This window comes from Streptomyces cylindrosporus (assembly GCF_022698165.1).
Lineage (GTDB): Bacteria > Actinomycetota > Actinomycetes > Streptomycetales > Streptomycetaceae > Streptomyces > Streptomyces cylindrosporus.
On record NZ_JALDAY010000020.1, the window covers coordinates 39,764 to 59,184 of the forward strand.

Sequence of the window (19,421 nt, forward strand, 5' to 3'; positions counted from 1 at the left end):
GGCACTTGAGCCCTGTCTGCGCGATTGATGAGGACATTACCAACGTCTTTGTTGACACCTCAATGCGCGGCGCGGACTTATGTTCGGCGAATTCGCATATGGAATTGACAGGTGATTGCTATGGCTCATTTAAGGAAGGCGTGCGCGTGAATCGCGGCCCACTGCGCGAACGTCCGCGGCGGCCGTCCGAGCAGCTTCTCCGCCGTCGGGAGCACCTCGGCGCCCCGGTCGCCGCCGAGCGTGCGGTGCATGATCGCGTCGACGACCTCGGCCGGGAATCCGTACCGCTCCATGCCCGCCCGGGCGGCCTCCGGGGGCAGCGGGACGGCCCGCAGGTCACGGTGGAGCACGTCGGCGAGGACGGCGAGTTCCTCGACCGGGGTGAGCGACTGGGGGCCGCTGAGCTCATGGGTCGCGCCCGCGTGGTCGTCGGTGGTCAGGGCCAGGGCCGCGATCTCCGCCAGGTCCGCCGGGTCGATGCTCGCCGCCGGGCGGTCCGCGAACGGGATCCGCACCTCGTCGCCCGCACTCAACTGCCCCGCCCACTGGAGGGCGTTGGACATGAAGCGGCCGGGGCGCAGCAGCGTCCAGGACCAGTCGCGGTTCGTCACGGCCGCCTCCGCCGCGGCGTGCCAGCGGGCGATCACGTCGGCGCCCGTGCCGCCGTCGAGGACCGAGAGCTTGGCGACCCGCCGTACTCCCGCCCGCTCAGCCGCGTCCGCGAGCGCGATGTCGTGCGTCGGGCCGGGTGCCGTGCCCACCCCCTGGGCCGACATCAGGAAGGCTCCCCCGGCCCCCGCGAAGGCCGCGTCCAGGCTCGCCGGGTCGTCCGCGTCGCCGTACACCGCCTCGGCGCCCTTGGGCAGCCGCGCCTCGGACGGGCGTCGCGTCATCGCCCGTACCGGATGTCCGGCCGCCGTCAGTCGCCGGACCAGTTCGCCGCCCACGTGTCCCGTCGCGCCGGTCACCAGGATCGTCATCGCCGTCTCCCTTCGAGTGGGTTCCAGCGTGCGCCCGGGGCCCTCACGGGTCGTCGTGCGAGGGGAGAATCCCGTCGGCCTCCGAGGAGAGTATGGGAGATGTCGGGCATACGATGTAAATGCCGTGCATCCGGCTACCGGGGAAGGTGAGTGCCATGCGCGTGCTGCTGAAGGCTTCGATGAACACCGAGAAGGCGAACGAGGTCATACGGTCCGGCAAGATGCCCCAGTTGATGCAGGAGGCGCTCGGGAACATCAAGCCCGAGGCCGCCTACTTCACCCTCGACCACGGCGTCCGCACCGCCTACCTGGTCTTCGACCTCAAGGACAGCTCCCAGATGCCGCCGATCGGCGAGCCCTTCTTCATGGACCTGGACGCCGAGCTGGACATGACGCCGGTCATGAACGCGGACGACCTGCAGAAGGGCCTCTCCCAGCTGCGGTGACGCCCGTATTCAGCCCGTACTCAGCTGAAGACGATCATCGACCCCTGCGCCAGACTCCGCGTCGCGGCCGCGTGCAGACCCAGCCAGACATGGCGTTCGCGGGCGAAGGGGCTGGGATCGTACGGCGCCGGAACGGCCGGTTCCTCCAACTCGGTGGGCGACACGGGCGGCTGCGGGGCGGCCGGCGGGTTGGCCGGGTCGATGCCGATCGAGGGCGCCACGTATTCGAGCTCGCGGAGCAGGGCCTGCGCGGAGCCGAGCGGTCCGCCGCCCGCGAGGAGTTCCTCGTTGGACAGGGGCTGCGGGAAGTCGACCGGGACGTACGCGCCCGCGTGGTCGTAGTGCCAGACCAGGTGGGACTGCTGGGCCGTCGTCTCGAACATCTCCAGCAACTGCTCGTAGTCGCCGCCCAGTTCACCGATCGGCGTCACCGGCAGCCCGCACACCTGGAGGAGGTAGACCCGGCGCAGGAAGTGCAGCGCGTCGTAGTCGAAGCCGGCCACCGGGGCGACCTCGCCGGACAGGCCCGGCATGTACTGGTAGACCGGCACCGGCGGCAGACCGGCGGCGGTGAGCACGTTGTTGTACTGCGCGAGTTCCTCGGCGAACGGATTGTCGGGGGTGTGGCACAACACGTCGACGAGCGGTACCAGCCACAGGTCACAGGCCAAAGAAAGCTCCTCGTACAGGGACGCACACAGCAAGTCGGTCAGGGAATGTGAAGGGTAGTCGGTACGGCCCGCGGTGCACCCCGCTCGGTCGGGTCAGCTGCCCTTGTGCAGGTCCCATACCCACACGCCGTCCACCCACTTCCCGTCACGGCCCACCAGTTCGGTCACGGCCTTGCGCAGCGCGTCGTCGTGCGACTGCGGCGCCACGACCAGCGCGCCCGCCTTCCAGAAGGCGAAGTCCCGCTCGGCCTGCGCCCGCCAGTTCTTGCCGATCGCGGGGACCAGGCCGGTGTAGCGGACGTCACGCAGCATGTTGGAGGTGTAGCGGGGCGAGGCGCCGTAGATGCCGATCCGGTCGGGCCCGTAGGGGCCGTTGAAGTAGCCGCCCGGCAGCTTGAAGCCGAGCCCGGCCCGCTGCTGCCAGTGCAGGGCCTCCGCGTTGCCGGGATCGGGCAGCGGGACGGTGACGAGCGACTCGCCGTCCCGGACGTACGACTTCCAGGTCCCGTCGGTGAAGAACGCGGGCGTCGCCGGCCGCTCGACCGTCCTGAGCGGGGCCGGGATCAGCGGGATCAGGGCGAGACAGAGGCCGAGCAGGCCGAGGTACTGGGTGCCCAGCCGCGTCCTCATCGCCATCAGCCGTTGCAGCGCGAGGGCGAGCAGCATGCCCAGCGCGGGCGCGCAGACCATCGCGACCCGGCCCTCGATCACCGACTCGAACAGCGGCAGCTTGGCGAGCAGCGCCCAGGGCCCCGGGTAGACGTCATCGGTCATCGGGATGCGGATCTTCGGCCCGAGCGACAGCACCGCCGCGCCCACCGCGGTGAACGCCAGCGCCTTGACCAGGCGGTCCTCCCACAGCCGTACGACGATCGCGAAGGCGACGAGGACCAGCGGCCAGCCGTAGAAGGCGTTCTGCTCGGTCGGGTTGAGGGACAGCGAGTCGGCCCGGATCTCGTTCCCGGCGATCAGGGAGCGCTCGGCGAAGGAGAGCAGGGCGAGGGGGCTGTTGCCCGCGTTGTCGCCGTGCAGCACGCTCTTGTAGCTCTGCGGCCCGGCGAACTGCCAGATCAGCGGGCCGATCACCAGAGGCAGACAGACGGCGGCGGCAATGGCGAGCCCCTTGAGCAGCGGCCGCCAGGCGGCTCTGGCCGCATCCCGTCGTACGACCCCGTAGGCGCCCGCGAACAGCACCATGCCCAGCATCGCAAGGAGCAGCGGCTCCTCGCCGAGGAAGACTTGGTACGCGGCCATCAGACCGAGCACGAGCCCGTCGCGGACGACCCGCTCGCCCTCGCACAGCCGCAGGGCGCGGTCGATGATCAGCGGGATCATGAACAGGACCACGAAGTTGGGGTGCGCGTTGGCGTGGCTGACCATCGGCGGCGCGAAGGTGGCCAGGGTCGCGCCGACGAAGGCCGCGATGCGCTGGGCGACGACGCGCTTCACGATCAGCCAGTACCAGGCGAGGCCGGTGACGGCCATGCCGAGCGTCATCGCGATGCTCAGGGAGACCGCCGGGCCGGCGAGCAGGGTGAGCGGGGCGAAGGGGACGGACAGGCCCAGCATGACCGTGTTGGCCATGAGGTTCACGCCGTCGGGGAAGCCCTGGAGGTCGGAGAAGAGGGGGTTGTGGAGGTGGACCAGGTTGTGGGCGGTGACGTCGAAGAACCACTCCCACTGGTTCTGGTCCTGGAGGGAGTCGGGGAGGTAGCGGTGCTCCGGGTCGAACAGGCGGCCCGAGTACAGGGCCATCGCCATCAGCAGGAAGAGGAGCGTGGCGAAGAGGTCGGCGGGGCGCAGGGAACGGACGCGCAGGCGGGTCAGTTCGGCGAGGACGCGGACGTAGTCGAGGCTCTGGACCTTGGAGCCGGGCTGGTGCGACCAGTGGACGGGGACCTCGGCGATGGGGAGGCCGGCGCGGTGGAAGTGGTGCAGGACCTCTACGTCTATGCCCCAGCCGTTCAGGCGGGAGGCGGCGAAGGCCTCTCGGGCGTGGGCGCCGTCGAAGAGCTTGAAGCCGCACTGGGTGTCGTGGATGCCGGGGACTGCTATGCGGCGGATGAGTAAGTTGCCTGCGCGGCCGAGGAGTTCGCGTATTCGGTGTTGGCGGTCGCCGATTGTTGCGCCGGGGAGGGCGCGGGAGGCGATCGCGGAGATTGGTTGTTGGTCGGGTGCGGCTTTGTGGGGGCTGGTCGCGCAGTTCCCCGCGCCCCTATGGGGCGCGGTTGTGCTCAGGGCTTTATCTAGTTCGGCCAGTTCCTCTATTGGCGTTGCCAGGTCGGCGTCGGTTATCAGGATGCGGTGGCCCCGGGTGGCGGCTACGCCCAGGCGTAGGGCGTGGCCCTTGCCGTGGTTGTGAGGGGTGGATACGAGGCGGATGCGGGGGTCCTCGCGCGCCGTGACCAGGGTGCCCGTGCCGTCGGTCGAGCCGTCGTCGGCGACGATGATCTCCCACTCGCCGAAGCGGCCGTCGCTTTCTTCGAGGTAGGTGGTGATCGCGTCCAGGGTCGGGCCCAGGCGCTGTTCCTCGTTGTAGGCGGGGATCACTACCGACAGGTCCACGGGGCCGGCGCTGTCGGGCGCCGCGCCGGTCAGGGGGGTTTCGTCGAGGGTGCTCATTCGGCCGCCAGGCGTTCGATGAGGGCGAGCGCGTGGGCGTTGTACCCGGCGACGATCGATCGCGCCGTGGTGGTGTCGCGGCGCGACAGGGCGTCGACCAGATCGGTGTGGGCGGACCACAGGGCGCCGCGCAGATCGGTGAGCCGGCGCAGGTGCTGCACCGCGCACACCCAGGACTGCACGCGCAGCCGGTGCAGGAAGTCTGCCAGGTAGGGGTTGCCGAAGAGGGCGCCGAGCTCGTGCCAGAAGCGCAGGTCGTAGCCGATCAGCACGGTGAGGTCGCCGGCCAGCGAGGCGCGCTGGGCCTCCTCGCCGCGCCGCCGTACTCCGGCGAGGGCGGCGACCGCGCGGGGCTCGTCGTGCGGCGGGAAGCGGCCGGCGTCGTCCTCCAGGGCCTGGAACATCCCGTCGGTGACCAGGCTGCGGGCCTCGACGATGCCGCGGTAGTCGGCGACGGAGTACTCGTGGACGTGGAAGCCCCGGTGCTGGTCGGCGTCCAGCAGGCCCTGCGCGGACAGGTCGACCAGTGCCTCGCGCACCGGCGTGGCGGAGACGCCGTACTGCTCGGCGATCTCCTTGACCGTGAACTCCTGCCCCGGCTGCAGCCGTCCCGCCAGCACCTCGTCGCGAAGCGCGTCGGCGATCTGCTGCCGCAGGGTGCTGCGGGTGACGGAGCCGTTGCCACTGCTGCCGGGCATCGTCGGGGGCTCTCCTCGAAGCGGTCGGGTGGCGTGCACGTCCTTACCTACGAGCACGCCACCTTACGCGTTCGGGTTCCGCGCGTTTATCCGCGTAGCTGTGGGGGGCCGGTGCGGCACCTGAGCGGCGGCAACCGGTTACTCCACGTACTCGTCGGCCACGGAGAGGGCCGAGTCAAGGGCGGCGAGGCCCTCCTTCAGCTCGGCCTCGGTCGCGTTGCACGGCGGTACGACGTGGGTGCGGTTCATGTTGATGAAGGGCCAGATGCCGTGCTTCTTGGCGGCGGCGCCGAAGGCGGCCATGGGGGCGTTCGCCTCGCCGGCGGCGTTGTACGGGACGAGGGGCTCGCGGGTCTCGCGGTTCTTCACGAGGTCCAGCGCCCAGAACATGCCGACGCCACGGACGTCACCGACGCTGGGGTGCCGCTCGGCGAGCTCGCGCAGCGCGGGCCCGACGACACTAGCGCCGAGGTTCTTCGCGTTCTCGACGACGCCCTCCTCCGCCATGACGTTGATGGTCGCGGCGGCGGCGGCGCAGGCGAGGGGGTGCCCGGAGTAGGTGAGGCCGCCGGGGTAGGGGCGCTTGCCGAAGGTCTCGGCGATCGCGCCGGAGATGGCGACGCCGCCGAGCGGCACGTAGCCGCTGTTGACGCCCTTGGCGAAGGTGATGAGGTCGGGCACGACCCCGAAGAGATCGGCGGCGAACCACTCGCCGGTGCGCCCGAACCCGGCCATGACCTCGTCGAGGATGAGGACGATCCCGTACTTGTCGCAGATCTCACGGACGCCGGCGAGGTATCCGGGGGGCGGGACCATGATGCCGGCGGTGCCCGGGATGGTCTCCAGGATGATCGCGGCGACGGTGCCGGGGCCCTCGAAGGCGATGGTTGTCTCCAGGTGCTCCAGCGCGCGGGCGCACTCCTGCTCCTCGGTCTCGGCGTAGAAGCGGGAGCGGTAGAGGAAGGGCGCCCAGAAGTGCACCACGCCGGCGGCGGCGGAGTCGGAGGCCCAGCGGCGGGGGTCGCCGGTGATGTTGATGGCCTGCTGGGTGCCGCCGTGGTAGGACCGGTAGGCGGAGAGCACCTTGGGCCGCCCGGTGTGCAGCCGGGCCATGCGCACGGCGTGCTCGACGGCGTCCGCCCCGCCGTTGGTGAAGAAGATCTTGTCCAGGTCGCCGGGCGTCCGCTCGGCGATCAGCCGGGCGGCCTCCGAGCGGGCCTCGACGGCGAAGGCGGGGGCGAAGGTGGAGAGGGTCGCGGCCTGCTCCTGTATCGCGGCGACGACCTTCGGGTGCTGGTAGCCGATGTTGGTGTAGACGAGCCCGCTGGTGAAGTCGAGGTACCGCTTCCCGTCGTAGTCCCAGAAGTACGACCCCTCCGCACCGGCGACGGCGAGCGGGTCGATGAGCTCCTGCGCGGACCAGGAGTGGAACACATGAGCACGGTCCGCGGCCTTCACGGCGGCGCCGACCTCGGGGTTTGGCTGAGGGGTCATGCGCCCGAGCGTAAATGTCCGCGATCCGGAAGCGATATCGGCGTCATGTCTGCGGGCGGGGGGTTTCCGCGACAGGTTGTCGACACGGCGGGACGACGGTATGCTGTCAAGAAGACAGGATGCTGTCATATCGGTTGGAGGGGCCATGAGCCGCAAGCCCGTACACCTCGCCGTCTACGACACTTTCGCCGACTGGGAGACCGGTCATACGACCGCCTATCTCGCGCGGGCCGGGTTCGCGATCCGTACCGTCGGGCCGGCGCTCGGGCCGGTGCGGTCCATCGGGGGGCTCCGGGTCCAGCCCGAGCTGGGGCTGGACGACCTACGGCCGCAGGACAGCTCCCTGTTGATCCTTCCCGGGGCCGATCTCTGGGACGCGGGGGACCGACTGGCGCCCTTCGCCCGCAAGGCTCGGGAGTTCCTCGACGCCGGAGTGCCCGTCGCTGCCATCTGCGGGGCCACCCTCGGGCTCGCCCGGGAGGGGTTGCTCGACGAGCGGGAGCACACCAGTGCCGTCTCCCTCTACCTCGCCGCCACCGGGTACGGGGGCGGCGAGCGGTACGTCGAGGCGGACGCCGTGACCGACCGGGGGCTGGTCACCGCGGGGCCCACCGAGCCCGTCGCCTTCGCCCGCGAGGTGTTCCGGCTGCTCGGGGTGTACGAGGGGGAGGTGCTCGACGCCTGGTACCGGCTGTTCCACGACTCCGACGCCGAGGCGTACGCCGTGCTGGAGAAGGCGCGTTGAGCCGCGGGCGGCAGGAGCTGCTCAGCCGTGGCGCGCTCGGCGTCTTCCGGCTCAACGGACAGTTCCTCGCGGTCGCCGAGGAGCTGGCCAAGCCCGCCGGGCTCACCGCGGCCTGGTGGCAGGTGCTCGGCGCGGTGCTGGGGGAGCCGTTGACCGTGTCCGGGATCGCACGCGTCATGGGGATCACCCGGCAGAGCGTGCAGCGCATCGCCGACCTGCTCGTCGGGCGCGGGCTCGCCGAGTACCGGGACAACCCCGCGCACCGGCGCGCCAAGCTCCTCGCGCCGACGCAGGAGGGGCGGGCCGCCGTCCAGCGCATCGGCCCCGGCCACTCCGCCTTCGCCGACCGGCTCGCCGAGGCCTTCGGGGAGGACGAGCTCGCCGTCGCCGTACACGTGCTGGAACGGCTGTCCAAGGTGCTGGACCAGGTCGGTCCGCCCGAACCGCCTGTTACGGAACCGTAGACACCGGTCGTCTGTCCTCCCCTTGCGCCCGCACTATCGTTGGGCTGTTGCACTGGGGCGTATCGGGGGATTTCGGGGGGCCTGCGATGGAGAAGCTCGGGGCCGGCGATCCGCAGCGGATCGGGGCGTACCGGCTGTTGGCGCGGCTGGGGGCCGGCGGGATGGGGTACGTGTACCTCGCCCGGTCGGAGCGCGGCCGTACCGTCGCCGTGAAACTGGTCCGGCAGGAACTGGCCGCGCAGGAGGAGTTCCGGGCCCGCTTCCGGCACGAGGTGCAGGCCGCCCGGCAGGTCGGCGGGCACTGGACGGCCCCCGTCCTCGACGCCGACACCGAGGCCGACGTGCCCTGGGTCGCCACCGGGTACGTCGCCGGGCCGACCCTCCAGCAGGTCGTCGGGCACGACCACGGCGCACTGCCCGAGCGGTCGGTACGGATCCTCGCGGCCGGGCTCGCCCACGCGCTCAAGGACATTCACGCCGCCGGGATCATCCACCGGGATCTGAAGCCGTCCAATGTGCTGGTCACGATCGACGGGCCCCGGGTCATCGACTTCGGGATCGCGCGGGCGCTGGAGACCGTGACGGACGGCGGGCTCACACGGACCGGGGCGCTTGTCGGGTCGCCCGGGTTCATGGCGCCCGAGCAGGTGCGCGGGGACCGGATCACACCCGCCTGCGATGTCTTCTGTCTGGCCTCGGTGCTCGCGTACGCCGCCACCGGGGCGCTTCCGTTCGGTACCGCCAACAGCGGTGTGCACGCGCTGATGTTCCGGATCGCCCAGGAGGAACCCGACCTGGAGGGGGTGCCGGAGGGCATCGCCGACCTCGTACGGGACTGTCTGAAGAAGGACCCGGCCGCTCGGCCGACGCTGGACCAGGTGCTGGAGCGGACCGGCGCCGAGGACACGGTGCTGGGCGGACGGTCCCGGGACCCGTGGCTGCCGAGCGCGCTGGTGGCCCAACTCGGCCGTCACGCGGTGCAGTTGCTGGACACCGAGAACCCGGAGCGGACCGGTGAGGTGTCCCTCGGGAAGGCGACGGCGGGCGGGGCCTCGCCCGAGCACGGGGGCGCGGAGGGTTCGCCCACCGGTCCGCCACCGCCGGGACAGCCGGGCAGCGGAGCCCCGCTGAACCATCTGCCGACGATGGCTGCGGGTGCTGCGGGTGCTGCGGGAGCCCCCGGCGGCTCGGGTGCCGTAGCCCCGCCGACACCGACGCCCTCGCTCTCGCCCTCGCCCTCGCACGACCAGACACCCCCCTCCGGGCACCCCGCCTACGGCTATCCCCAGCAACACCCCCAACAGCAGCAACAACCCGCGTACGGCTACCCCCAACAACCCGGCGGCCCCTACGCGAACCCCCAGCAGCCCGCCGCCTACGGCTACCCGCAGCAACAGCCCGGCCAGTACGGCGCCCTCGGCTCCACCCCGCCCTACGGCCCCTCCTACACCGGCCCCACCCCGCCCTTCGGCCAGCCCCCGTTCACCCCGCAGGAGCCCCCGCGCAGAAGCGGGCGTTCCACCGCGGTCCTGGTCCTGATCGCCCTGGTCGTCGCCCTCGGCGCCGGCGGCTCGGTGTACGCCCTCATGAACGGCGGCGACGGCGGAAACTCGGACGCCAAGAACACCAGCCCGAGTCCGACCGCCGGCGCGCCCCGGAGCACCTCCGGCGCCACCACCCCGCAGCCGTCCCCGACCAGCGCCTCCCCGTCCGCCTCCGCCTCCTCCGACGGCGCGATCCCGACCGGCTTCCTCGGCACCTGGACCGCCACCATCACCAACAAGGACGGCGAGAACACCCGTCAGCTCACCATCCAGCAGGGCCAGGTGGGTGACACCGTGTTGTCGATGGTCGCCGACGGGCCCACCAGCAGCGGCAGTTACCACTGTGTCTTCCAGGCCGACCTGACCGCGGCCCCGGGCGCCGAGGGTCCGCTGGAGCTCGGCCCGTCCACCGTCACGTCCGGCGACCCGGGCTACTGCAAGCCGGGCGACCCCACGGAGATCAGTCTGCTGCCCGACGGCAGCCTCCAGCGGGTCAACACCAGCAACGGCGAGAAGCTGGAGTACACCCGACAGTAACCCCAAGTACCCCCGTCCATAAGGTTGTTGGCCTCGCACAGCCGTACGGTGACCCCCTCGTTCCGCTCCGGGGAGTTGCGGGGGCACCCACATGGAGTTTCTGAGTCCTGAGAACATCGTCGCCGTCGGCACGGCGGTTCTCGGCATCGTCGCGTCCGGGATCATGGTCTGGTACGAGCGCCGGGTGCCGCGCCGCAAACGGATCGGCTACCGCGTCCAGATGGACAACCCGATAGGCGACGACGTCCGGATGGGCAGAGCCAACGTACGACTGGGCCTGTTCGACGAGGCGCCCGAGATGTCCGACGCCACGCTCGTCCTGCTGCGCATCGAGAACGACGGCTCCCAGGGCATCGACCGCGACGACTACACCAGCCCCGAAGTCCACGGCCTGACCGTGCTGTTCACCGACCGCACCATCCGCGGCGTCTCGGTCACCCAGCCCTCCGACACCGACCACCTGATGGACCACTTCACCCCGTCCCGTGGCTTCGGCTACGACGGCAACACCCTGCGCATCCCCCGCGTCCCGCTCAACCACGGCGACCACTTCAAGCTGCTGGTGCTGCTGTCCGGCGGCGATGTCGGCAGCCCGATACGGCTGATCGGCGGCATCCGCGAGGGCGAGGTGCACCCCAACCGCAGCGCGACACCGGACGAGAAGCCGCCGCTGTTCAGCCGCGCCGCCCGGCTCATCACGATCATGCTGACGGTCAGCGTCCTGACCCTCGCCGGGATCATCGTCGCGGGCGACAACCCGGCCTGGATCGGCTGCGAGAGCGGCACGCTGGAGATCACCGGCTCGACGGCGTTCAAGCCGGTGGTGAAGGAGCTGGCGGAGGGGTACGAGCGCAAGTGCCGCGGCTCGGAGATCAAGGTGGACCCGCGCGGCAGCGCGGCCGGCGTCAACGAACTCTCCGCGCTCGGCGCCGAGTCGAAGCGCAGCACCCGCAACATGATCGCCTTCTCCGACGGCCCCGCGATCGGCGGCGCCGGAAAGCTGGTCGGCCGGCGCATCGCCCTCTCCGTCTTCACCCTGGTCGTCAACGACGGCGTGAAGCTGTCCGCGAAGGGGCTCACGCTCGACCAGGTGCGCCGCATCTACCGCGGTGAGGTGACCCGTTGGAAGCAGGTCGACACCGCCCTGCCGGACATCCCCGTGGTCCTGGTCAGCCGCAACGCGGACTCCGGCACCCGGCAGACCTTCCAGCGCGAGGTGCTCGGCACCTGGGAACGCGTGCCGAGCACCTCCCTGGACTGCGTCCACAAGGACGACGCGTCGGCTCCCGTCACGCGCTGCGAACTCGACTCCACCGAGGGCGTGTTGGACACGGTGGCCGAACTGCCCGGCGCCATCGGGTACAGCGAGTTCACCCTCGCCCACGACAAGAAGGGCGTGCGCCCGGTCTCCCTGGACGGTGACGCACCCTCCGTCGAGGACCTGGAGTACGGCAGGAGCGAGTACCCGTACCGGGCCGTCGAGTACGCCTACACCTACGGCGCCCCGCAGGACAACTCCCTCGCCGCCTCCTTCCTCTCCTACGTGGACGAGACCACCAGCGAGAACGTCATCCGCAACCACGGCCACCTGCCGTGCTCGGCGATGGCGGCCTCGGGGCTGTGCGCGGGGGACTGACGGGCCCCCTTGTCCCTCTGTGGCGTGTGCATGACGATGTGAGAGGCCTGGGCGGTATCGGCAGCCACGGGAGGACTCATGCGTCCCACCAGGAGAACGGTCCTGACGGCAGCGGCGGGCGCGGCCGCACTGACGGCAGGCGGCACGGAGGCGGCAGCGGCCACCCCGCAGGGCAGCCGCCCACCGGCCACGACCCAGCACCCCTCCCGCGAACTCCGTTCCCTCCTAAGGGAGTTGGACCCGGCCCGCATAGAGGCAACGGTCCGCAAACTGGTCTCCTTCGGCACCCGCCACACCCTCTCCGCCCAGGACGACCCGGCCCGCGGCATCGGCGCGGCCCGCGACTGGCTCCTGGCCGAACTCCGCTCGTACGCCGCCGACTCCGGCGGCCGTATGACGGCCGAGCTCCAGTCGTACGTCCAGGAACCGGCCTCCCGTATCCCGACCGCCACGAGGATCACCAACGTCGTGGCCACCCTGCGCGGTTCGGTCACGCCCGAGCGCGTGTACGTCGTCTCCGGGCACTACGACTCCCGGGTCACCGACGTCATGGACGCCACGTCCGACGCACCGGGCGCGGACGACGACGCGTCCGGGGTGGCCGTCGTACTGGAGCTGGCCCGGGTGATGGCGAAGCGCCGGCCGGCCGCGACGATCGTCTTCGCGGCGGTGGCGGGGGAGGAGCAGGGGCTGTACGGATCGACGTACCTGGCCCAGCAGTTGAAGGCGGCCGGTACGGACGTCCAGGGCATGTTCACCAACGACATCGTCGGCAGTCCGACAGCGGACGACGGTACGGAGGACCCGTACACCATCCGCTTGTTCGCGGAGGGCGTGCCCTCGTCCGAGACCCCGGCGCAGGCGACGGTCCGCAAGTCGGTGGGCGGCGAGAACGACTCGGCGACCCGCCAACTGGCCCGTTTCGTCAGGGACGTGGCCGACAACGAAGCGACCGGCATGCGGGTCCGCGTGATCTACCGCCGTGACCGATACCTCCGCGGCGGCGACCACATCCCCTTCCTCGAACGCGCCTACCCGGCCGCCCGCTTCACCGAACCGGCCGAGGACTTCGCCCACCAGCACCAGAACGTCCGCGTCGAGGACGGCAAGCAGTACGGCGACCTGCCGGAGTTCTGCGACTTCGGCTTCATCACACGCGTCGCGAAGGTCAACGCGGCCACGCTGTGGACGCTCGCGCAGGCGCCCGGCACCCCCAAGGGCGCGAAGATCCTGACGGCGGCGCTCACCAACTCCACGACCCTGGCGTGGACTCGGGGGAGCGAGCCGGACCTCACGGGCTACGAGATCGTGTGGCGCGAGACGACGGCACCGGAGTGGACGCACGTCATCCCGGCCGGGGACGTGACGACGTACGAGGTGGACCTCTCCAAGGACAACGTCTTCTTCGGCGTACGGGCGGTCAACCGGGCGGGCCTGCGAAGCCCGGTGGCGTTCCCGGACCCTCAGTCGTAGTTCCTGCCGGCAGTACCGCGATCACCTCGAAGCGGCCACCGGCCACCCGCGCCCAGGTCAACTCCCCGCCCGTGGCCCGGAACCGGTCCGCGAGACCGTTCAGACCGGTGCCGTCGGAGGGGCCGAGAGCGCTGTCGGCGCCGTCGTTGGTGATCCTCAGCCGGAGACGCCCGTCGCTGACCCGGTGGTCGACCTCGACACTGCCCGCGTGGCTGTGCCGCAGGACGTTGGTGGTGGCCTCGCGCACGACCAAGCCCAGCAGGGTGCGCGCCGACTCGCTCAACTCAAGGTCTCTCACGCCCGGTTCGAGGTGCGTACGGGCGTCGACGCCGGCCGCGGCCAGGACCCGGGCGGAGTTCGCCAGCTCCTCGTCCAGGGTCGTACGGCGGATTCCGCGCACCACGGCCCGGGTGTCCCGCAGCGCGTCCGAGCACAGCTGCCGTATCTCCTGCATCTCCGCGGCGGCACCCGCCGGGTCGGTCGCGGTCCGCCGGGACGCCAACTCCGCTTTCATGGCGATGACTTGAAGATGATGCCCCTGGATGTCATGCAGATCGGAGGCGAACCGCAGCCGCTCGTCCTTGACGGCGACCTCCGCCTCCAGCAGCCGCGCCCGATCCAGCCGCCCCGCGATCCGCCAGGCCCACAGCGGCCCGAGCACGGTCCACACGGTGAAGGCGACGAGCCCGGCGGGGAAGAGCACGGCGTACGCGGTCTGGCCATCACCAGCAGCGAGACTGACGGCGCCACCGGGCACGAGCGCGAGGATCACGGCGCAGATGATGAGGGCGGTTCTGGGGCGCGGGGAGAGGAAGCTCGCGCCGATGGCGACGGTCACGGCGGGGCCGACGGCCCACAGCCCGTAGTTGTGCCGGACCAGCGGAAAGACGGCGAGGACGAGGGAGGCGGCGACGGCGAGCGAGAGCCAGACGGCCGAGGGCCGCCTTTGCCGCTCCGCGAGCGCCCCGCCCAACAGCACGACGCTCGCAACGACCTGCAGGCCGACGGCGGGCACGACCGGCACCCGGGCCCACAGCGGCACGTCACTGTCGAGGACCCAGTCGCCGTAGACGGCCACGATCACGCAAACGACAGTCCCTGGGACAGCCCACCAGGTGTACCGCCGAAAACTCCCGAGCCCCTTCTCTCGCACGGGGCCATCGTCGCGCCCCGATAGGGGCGCGGGGAACTGCGCGACCAGCCACAACGCACCCGCACCCGACCGACGACCTACCGCGGCTCGGGCGGCCGTTGCCGAGGCATGTTCGGCCGAGCGTTGTTCGTACCCGGCGGCAACGGAAACCTCCCCTGCCCGCCCCCACCGTCCTGCCGCCCATGCCCCGCGGCCCCCGCCGACTGGATCCCCATCGGCGCGGACCCGGTCCGGAACTCGACCATCCAGTCCGCAGTCTCCGTACGCACCAGCTCGGTCACGTCCTCAGAGAACCGCCGCAACACCCCGAGACACCGCTCGGCAGCCTCCCCGGCCGTCCCTTCCGTCGGCCCCAATACTTCCCGCACGCTCTCCGAGGCCCAGTCGAACTGCAGCACCTGAAGCCGCCGCTGCACCGCCTGCGCCGTGGCCACATCCCTTATCCACCCGGACGTGACCCCGAAGAACCGGTCCACGGCCACGCACGCGACCGCGAGCAGCAGCGCCAGATACCCCCACGCGGCGACCCCGCCGACCGCCCCGGTCAGATCGAGCAGCGGCAGCGCGGCCCCGACCGCCGCCCCCGCCGCGGCCCCGCCGCGCAGCGCCCGCGCGCCCCGCCGCTTCCACACCCGGTCCGCGAGATACCAGGCGGACGTCTCCAGCGCCCCGCGCTCCACCCAGCGGTACAGCTCGTGCAGCCGCTGGGCCGGTTCGCCCCAGTCCCCGAGCGGAAACGTCCGCCCGAGCAGATCGCCCGGCCGCAGCCCGGCCGCACCGTCGCCCCGCCCGTCCTGAGGCGGACCCTCGGGCTGCATCTCCGGCTGACCCACCCGGCACTCCCTACTGATCACGGCCGCTCACGTTGCGTGACATCGCATGCCGACGCGGACCCCTTCCTACCGCCCAATGGGTGGCGCGGGGTTGCCTTTCGCCTCTTTTCCGCCCGCAAGAGGGGCTTGATCAGGTATGGGAGTCACGGCGATCTCACTCGAAAGAGTGGCGGGGCGATGGCTGCGCGGAGCACGTAGGCTCGTGCACAACGGACGAGCACGACTGATGACCCGACCGATGACACGACCGACGAGACGACGAAACCAGGAGCTGATCGTGATTCCCGGTGGTGGCCAGCCCAATATGCAGCAGCTGCTCCAGCAGGCCCAGAAGATGCAGCAGGACCTGCAGAAGGCGCAGGAGGAACTGGCACGGACCGAGGTCGACGGGCAGGCCGGCGGCGGCCTGGTGAAGGCGACCGTGACCGGTTCCGGAGAGCTGCGGGCCCTGCAGATCGACCCGAAGGCGGTCGACCCCGACGACACCGAGACCCTCGCCGACCTGATCGTCGCGGCGGTCCAGGCGGCCAACGAGAACGCCCAGAACCTCCAGCAGCAGAAGCTCGGCCCGCTGGCCCAGGGCCTGGGCGGCGGCAGCGGCATCCCGGGCCTGCCTTTCTAAGAGGCCCCGGGGCCAACTACCGTACGTACTGCAAGCCTCCAGAAAGGGCAGTCCGTTGTACGAAGGCGTGGTGCAGGACCTCATCGACGAACTGGGGCGGCTGCCCGGCGTCGGTCCCAAGAGCGCCCAGCGCATCGCCTTCCACATCCTGCAGGCGGAGCCGACGGACGTACGGCGGCTCGCGCAGGCCCTGATGGAGGTCAAGGCGAAGGTCCGCTTCTGCGCGACGTGCGGGAACGTCGCGCAGGAGGAGCTGTGCAACATCTGCCGCGACACCCGCCGCGACCCCACCGTCATCTGCGTGGTGGAGGAGCCCAAGGACGTGGTCGCCATCGAGCGCACCCGCGAGTTCCGGGGCCGCTACCACGTGCTCGGCGGGGCGATCAGCCCCATCGAGGGGGTCGGTCCCGACGACCTGCGTATACGAGAACTTCTCGCGCGGTTGGCCGACGGTACGGTCACGGAGCTGATCCTGGCCACGGACCCGAATCTGGAGGGCGAGGCGACCGCCACCTACCTCGCTCGCATGATCAAGCCCATGGGCCTCAAGGTCACCCGCCTGGCCAGCGGCCTCCCGGTGGGTGGCGACCTGGAATACGCGGACGAGGTGACCCTCGGTCGCGCCTTCGAGGGGAGACGACTCCTAGATGTCTGACGCCACGCTGCACGCCACGACCCAGGACCCGGACGACTTCGCGGTCCAGATCGCGGACCAGGTAGAGAGCTTCCTGGTGGCCGTCGGGGAGGTCGCCAAGGGCGACGAGCCCGACTCGGCGGTGCCCTTCCTCCTCCTGGAGGTCTCCCAGCTCCTCCTTGCCGGTGGCCGCCTGGGCGCGCACGAGGACATCGTCCCCGACGAGCGCTACGAGCCCGACACGGGCCCGGACGCGGACGTGGACGAACTCCGCGAAAACCTGGCCCGTCTCCTGGACCCGGTGGACGTGTACTCGGAGGTCTTCGACCCGTACGAGCCCCGGAAGGCCCCCGTCCCGGCCCGCCTCTCCGACGACCTCGCCGACGTGATCACCGACCTCCGCCACGGCATGGCCCACTACCGCGCGGGCCGCACCACGGAGGCGCTGTGGTGGTGGCAGTTCTCCTACTTCTCCAACTGGGGCCCCACGGCCTCCGCGGCCCTCCGAGCCCTCCAGTCGGTCCTCATCCACGTCCGCCTCAACCAGCCCCTGGAAGAACTGGACGGCCTGGACACGGACCAGCCCGGCATGGGCGACGAGACGCTGGAGTTCGAGGCGGGACGGGTGATGCAGGAGGAGATCGCGGGGCCGCTGGGGCTTCAGCAGGGGTGACTGAGGGACCTTGTCTGCGGGTCGGATCGGCGCAGTCACTCGATGAGCTGAAGGTATAAGGATTCCCTTCTGCCGCTCGGCGTCCTACGCTCGAATGCGGAGCATGAACTGGGAGATCAACCTCCATCCTTCGGTGGAGTCGTGGCTGCTCAAGCTCGCGGAGGAGGATCCGATGTCTGCGGACCTCGTCGAGGCGGCGATCGACATGCTGGCGGACAGCGGTCCCGCGCTGGGACGCCCGCTCGTCGACCGGCTCACCGGCTGCCGTACCCACAACCTCAAAGAGCTGCGGCCAGGCAGTTCGGGGAGCACGGAAGTCCGGATCCTGTTCGTCTTCGATCCGAGGCGACAGGCCATCCTGTTGGTCGCCGGGGACAAGTCCGGCCGCTGGAGCGACTGGTACCGGGAGGCGATCCCGATTGCCGAGGCCCGCTACGACGAGTACCTGGCCGTCGCAGACGAGTCTGGAAGGGACGGGAAGGTCCGATGAGCCAGTACAGCAGCTGGGCGGAGACCAAGCGCCGGTTGCGGGAGAACCAGCCCGCCGTGTCCGATGTCGAGTGGGAGTCCCGCAAGCAGGCGGCGCGTACGGCGACCGAGGCGTACGTGGTCGGTCATCACCTGCGGGAGATCCGTGAGGAGCAGGGGCTGACGCAGGCTCAGGTGGCCGCGACGGTGGGGATCTCCCAGGCGCGGGTGTCCCAGATCGAGCGCGGAGAGATCCACAACCTCGAGACGATGCGCGCGTACGCGGAGGCGCTGGGGGCGCGGATCACGGTGACCATCGAGTACGGGGACCGGACGGCCGGGGCGGCCTGAGGCAGACGGTGTCGCCCACGAAAGGGTCACACAGCGGCATCGGCGCCGCTACGCTCGGTAGTGACCCAGGTGACCCACACCCGGGTCCACCGGTCGGAGGTGCGTGTCGTGGCGGGCCAGTCCAACAGCTCCAACTCCCAGCCGCCCGTTGCCTGGCGCTACGCCGGCGACCAGCTGAAGCGCTGGCGCATGAAGGCGGACGTGAGCCGAGAGCAGCTGGCCTCCGCGGCCAACTACTCCCCGGACACCATCACGTCCATGGAGCGTGGGGTACGCAGGCCCACTTCCCGTGTCCTGGACGTCGCCGACGAACTCTGCGACGCGAAAGGCATGTTGAGCGGCGCGAAGGAATTCGTTAACCGGGAGCGGTTCCCGGCGCGGGCGCAGGACTTCATGGAGCGGGAGAGGGAGGCCACCAGTATTTGGTCGTACGAGGTCGCCCTGGTCCCGGGTCTGTTGCAGACGAAGGGGTACGCGCGATCCCTCATCGACAACCGCATCCCTCCGCTGGACGAGGAGACGGTCGAGGAGCGCATCGCCGCCCGTATGGAGCGGCAGGCAGTGCTCAACCAGCGGAAGCCGCCCGTGGGTTTGAGCTTCGTCCTCTACGAGGCCGTGCTGCGGAGTCCGCTGGTGGACGCCGAACAGCTGCGTCATCTGTTGGAGGCGGGGCGCTTGCGAAATGTGGTGATCCAGGTGCTCCCATTTGAACGGGCCATCTCTGGTGCACTTCTGGGGCCCATGGTGCTGTTGGAGACCCGTGATCACGAGCGATTCGCCTTCGCCGAAGGGCAGTTCTCCAGTGAGCTTTCGGCGGATCCTGGGGTTGTCAGTCGCGTGACCGAGCGTCTTAGCATGATCCGTACGCAGGCCCTCGATCCTGACGAGTCGGCCCGTTTCATCGAGCGGATGGTGGATCAGTCGTGAACGACCAGTTGAAGTGGTTCAAGTCGAGCTACAGCGACGATGAGGGCGGCAACTGCGTCGAAGTCGCGTTCGCCTCCGCCATCCATGTTCGTGACTCCAAGCTCTCCGCGAGCCCTGAACTCCACGTCACCGCCCCCGCCTGGGTGGCCTTCGTTTCCGCAGTTCAGCCCGGGGCTTGAGTCTCGGGTTTCGAGCTCTTCCAAACCGGGTTTTCTGGGTTCTGGGTTGGTTGAAATCCAACCCAACCAACCATGTATGTGCGGGAGTTGAGCGCGCGCAACCCGAAAGGGTGACGCTGAGTGATCGGCTTGCTTCGGAGCGCAAGGGCACTCTAGGTTCGCGGCAAACAAGCAAATAGTTCGGCCCCGGTCGGTGCTACCAACACCGGCTCCGGGGCCTGACCTACGAATCGAAAGCGAGTCGATCGTGGCTTACGCCCAGCCTAGCCCT

20 protein-coding genes are annotated in these 19,421 nt (G+C 70.4%); 13 read left to right on the plus strand and 7 right to left on the minus strand.

Features of this window, described 5'->3' with window-relative positions; all coding sequences use genetic code 11:
* Positions 1-125: 125 nt before the first annotated feature.
* Complete coding sequence (locus MQP27_RS46750; RefSeq protein ID WP_242777385.1) at positions 126-980, minus strand: NAD(P)H-binding protein; 855 nt, start codon at positions 978-980, stop codon at positions 126-128.
* 155 nt (positions 981-1,135) lie between these two features.
* Between MQP27_RS46750 and MQP27_RS46755 the strand changes: the two genes are divergently transcribed.
* Complete coding sequence (locus MQP27_RS46755) at positions 1,136-1,426, plus strand: hypothetical protein (protein WP_242777387.1); 291 nt, start codon at positions 1,136-1,138, stop codon at positions 1,424-1,426.
* Positions 1,427-1,446: 20 nt separating this feature from the next.
* Here the strand turns inward: MQP27_RS46755 and MQP27_RS46760 are convergent, their stop codons facing one another.
* From MQP27_RS46760 to MQP27_RS46775, 4 genes are all read right to left on the minus strand, one after another.
* Positions 1,447-2,097: a putative DNA-mimic protein gene (locus MQP27_RS46760; RefSeq protein ID WP_242777389.1), complete on the minus strand. Its 651-nt coding sequence runs from the start codon at positions 2,095-2,097 to the stop codon at positions 1,447-1,449.
* Between the two features lie 93 nt (positions 2,098-2,190).
* Entirely contained in the window at positions 2,191-4,719 is a 2,529-nt protein-coding gene (locus tag MQP27_RS46765) for a dolichyl-phosphate beta-glucosyltransferase (protein WP_242777391.1), read from the minus strand.
* Positions 4,716-5,417, minus strand: a complete 702-nt coding sequence (locus tag MQP27_RS46770; protein ID WP_242777393.1) for a GntR family transcriptional regulator — start codon at positions 5,415-5,417, stop codon at positions 4,716-4,718. The genes MQP27_RS46765 and MQP27_RS46770 overlap by 4 nt, the downstream gene beginning before the upstream one ends.
* A gap of 138 nt (positions 5,418-5,555) precedes the next feature.
* Entirely contained in the window at positions 5,556-6,911 is a 1,356-nt protein-coding gene (locus MQP27_RS46775) for an aspartate aminotransferase family protein (RefSeq protein WP_242777395.1), read from the minus strand.
* 145 nt (positions 6,912-7,056) lie between these two features.
* Here MQP27_RS46775 and MQP27_RS46780 point away from each other — a divergent pair, with 145 nt between their 5' ends.
* The 5 genes from MQP27_RS46780 (at position 7,057) to MQP27_RS46800 (ending at position 13,310) form a co-directional block, all read left to right on the plus strand.
* Positions 7,057-7,656 carry a type 1 glutamine amidotransferase family protein gene (locus MQP27_RS46780; protein ID WP_242777397.1) on the plus strand — a complete coding sequence of 200 codons (600 nt, stop codon included), beginning with the start codon at positions 7,057-7,059 and terminating at the stop codon, positions 7,654-7,656.
* Positions 7,653-8,120: a MarR family winged helix-turn-helix transcriptional regulator gene (locus tag MQP27_RS46785; protein WP_242777399.1), complete on the plus strand. Its 468-nt coding sequence runs from the start codon at positions 7,653-7,655 to the stop codon at positions 8,118-8,120. Before MQP27_RS46780 ends, MQP27_RS46785 begins: the two co-directional genes overlap by 4 nt.
* Before the next feature lie 86 nt (positions 8,121-8,206).
* Positions 8,207-10,201, plus strand: a complete 1,995-nt coding sequence (locus MQP27_RS46790) for a serine/threonine-protein kinase (RefSeq protein ID WP_242777401.1) — start codon at positions 8,207-8,209, stop codon at positions 10,199-10,201.
* A gap of 91 nt (positions 10,202-10,292) precedes the next feature.
* Positions 10,293-11,837 (plus strand): PstS family phosphate ABC transporter substrate-binding protein, encoded by a 1,545-nt coding sequence (locus MQP27_RS46795; RefSeq protein WP_242777403.1) that lies wholly within the window; start codon positions 10,293-10,295, stop codon positions 11,835-11,837.
* Between the two features lie 78 nt (positions 11,838-11,915).
* Positions 11,916-13,310 carry a M20/M25/M40 family metallo-hydrolase gene (locus tag MQP27_RS46800; RefSeq protein ID WP_242777405.1) on the plus strand — a complete coding sequence of 465 codons (1,395 nt, stop codon included), beginning with the start codon at positions 11,916-11,918 and terminating at the stop codon, positions 13,308-13,310.
* On the opposite strand, the gene MQP27_RS46805 is transcribed toward MQP27_RS46800, so the two are convergent.
* Together MQP27_RS46805 and MQP27_RS46810 are read right to left on the minus strand one after the other, a co-directional pair.
* Positions 13,258-14,394 (minus strand): sensor histidine kinase, encoded by a 1,137-nt coding sequence (locus tag MQP27_RS46805; protein WP_242777407.1) that lies wholly within the window; start codon positions 14,392-14,394, stop codon positions 13,258-13,260. The two genes, MQP27_RS46800 and MQP27_RS46805, sit on opposite strands and share 53 nt — an antisense overlap.
* A gap of 146 nt (positions 14,395-14,540) precedes the next feature.
* Positions 14,541-15,296 (minus strand): SLATT domain-containing protein, encoded by a 756-nt coding sequence (locus MQP27_RS46810; RefSeq protein WP_242777409.1) that lies wholly within the window; start codon positions 15,294-15,296, stop codon positions 14,541-14,543.
* A 277-nt stretch (positions 15,297-15,573) separates the two neighbouring features.
* Between MQP27_RS46810 and MQP27_RS46815 the strand changes: the two genes are divergently transcribed.
* The 7 genes from MQP27_RS46815 to MQP27_RS46845 all read left to right on the plus strand — a co-directional run bounded on the left by MQP27_RS46815 (position 15,574) and on the right by MQP27_RS46845 (position 19,150).
* A complete protein-coding gene (locus tag MQP27_RS46815) occupies positions 15,574-15,918 on the plus strand; it encodes a YbaB/EbfC family nucleoid-associated protein (protein WP_242777410.1) in 345 nt (114 codons plus the stop codon).
* 55 nt (positions 15,919-15,973) lie between these two features.
* Positions 15,974-16,573, plus strand: coding sequence for a recombination mediator RecR (gene recR, locus MQP27_RS46820; protein ID WP_055516352.1), 600 nt, complete (start codon positions 15,974-15,976; stop codon positions 16,571-16,573).
* A complete protein-coding gene (locus MQP27_RS46825) occupies positions 16,566-17,225 on the plus strand; it encodes a DUF5063 domain-containing protein (protein ID WP_242777412.1) in 660 nt (219 codons plus the stop codon). Before recR ends, MQP27_RS46825 begins: the two co-directional genes overlap by 8 nt.
* 94 nt (positions 17,226-17,319) lie before the next feature.
* Entirely contained in the window at positions 17,320-17,715 is a 396-nt protein-coding gene (locus tag MQP27_RS46830; RefSeq protein ID WP_242777414.1) for a type II toxin-antitoxin system RelE/ParE family toxin, read from the plus strand.
* A complete protein-coding gene (locus tag MQP27_RS46835; protein WP_242777416.1) occupies positions 17,712-18,044 on the plus strand; it encodes a helix-turn-helix domain-containing protein in 333 nt (110 codons plus the stop codon). The genes MQP27_RS46830 and MQP27_RS46835 overlap by 4 nt, the downstream gene beginning before the upstream one ends.
* 108 nt (positions 18,045-18,152) lie before the next feature.
* Complete coding sequence (locus tag MQP27_RS46840) at positions 18,153-18,971, plus strand: helix-turn-helix domain-containing protein (RefSeq protein WP_308290094.1); 819 nt, start codon at positions 18,153-18,155, stop codon at positions 18,969-18,971.
* A complete protein-coding gene (locus MQP27_RS46845) occupies positions 18,968-19,150 on the plus strand; it encodes a DUF397 domain-containing protein (protein ID WP_242777418.1) in 183 nt (60 codons plus the stop codon). The genes MQP27_RS46840 and MQP27_RS46845 overlap by 4 nt, the downstream gene beginning before the upstream one ends.
* The last annotated feature ends 271 nt before the right edge of the window (positions 19,151-19,421 follow it).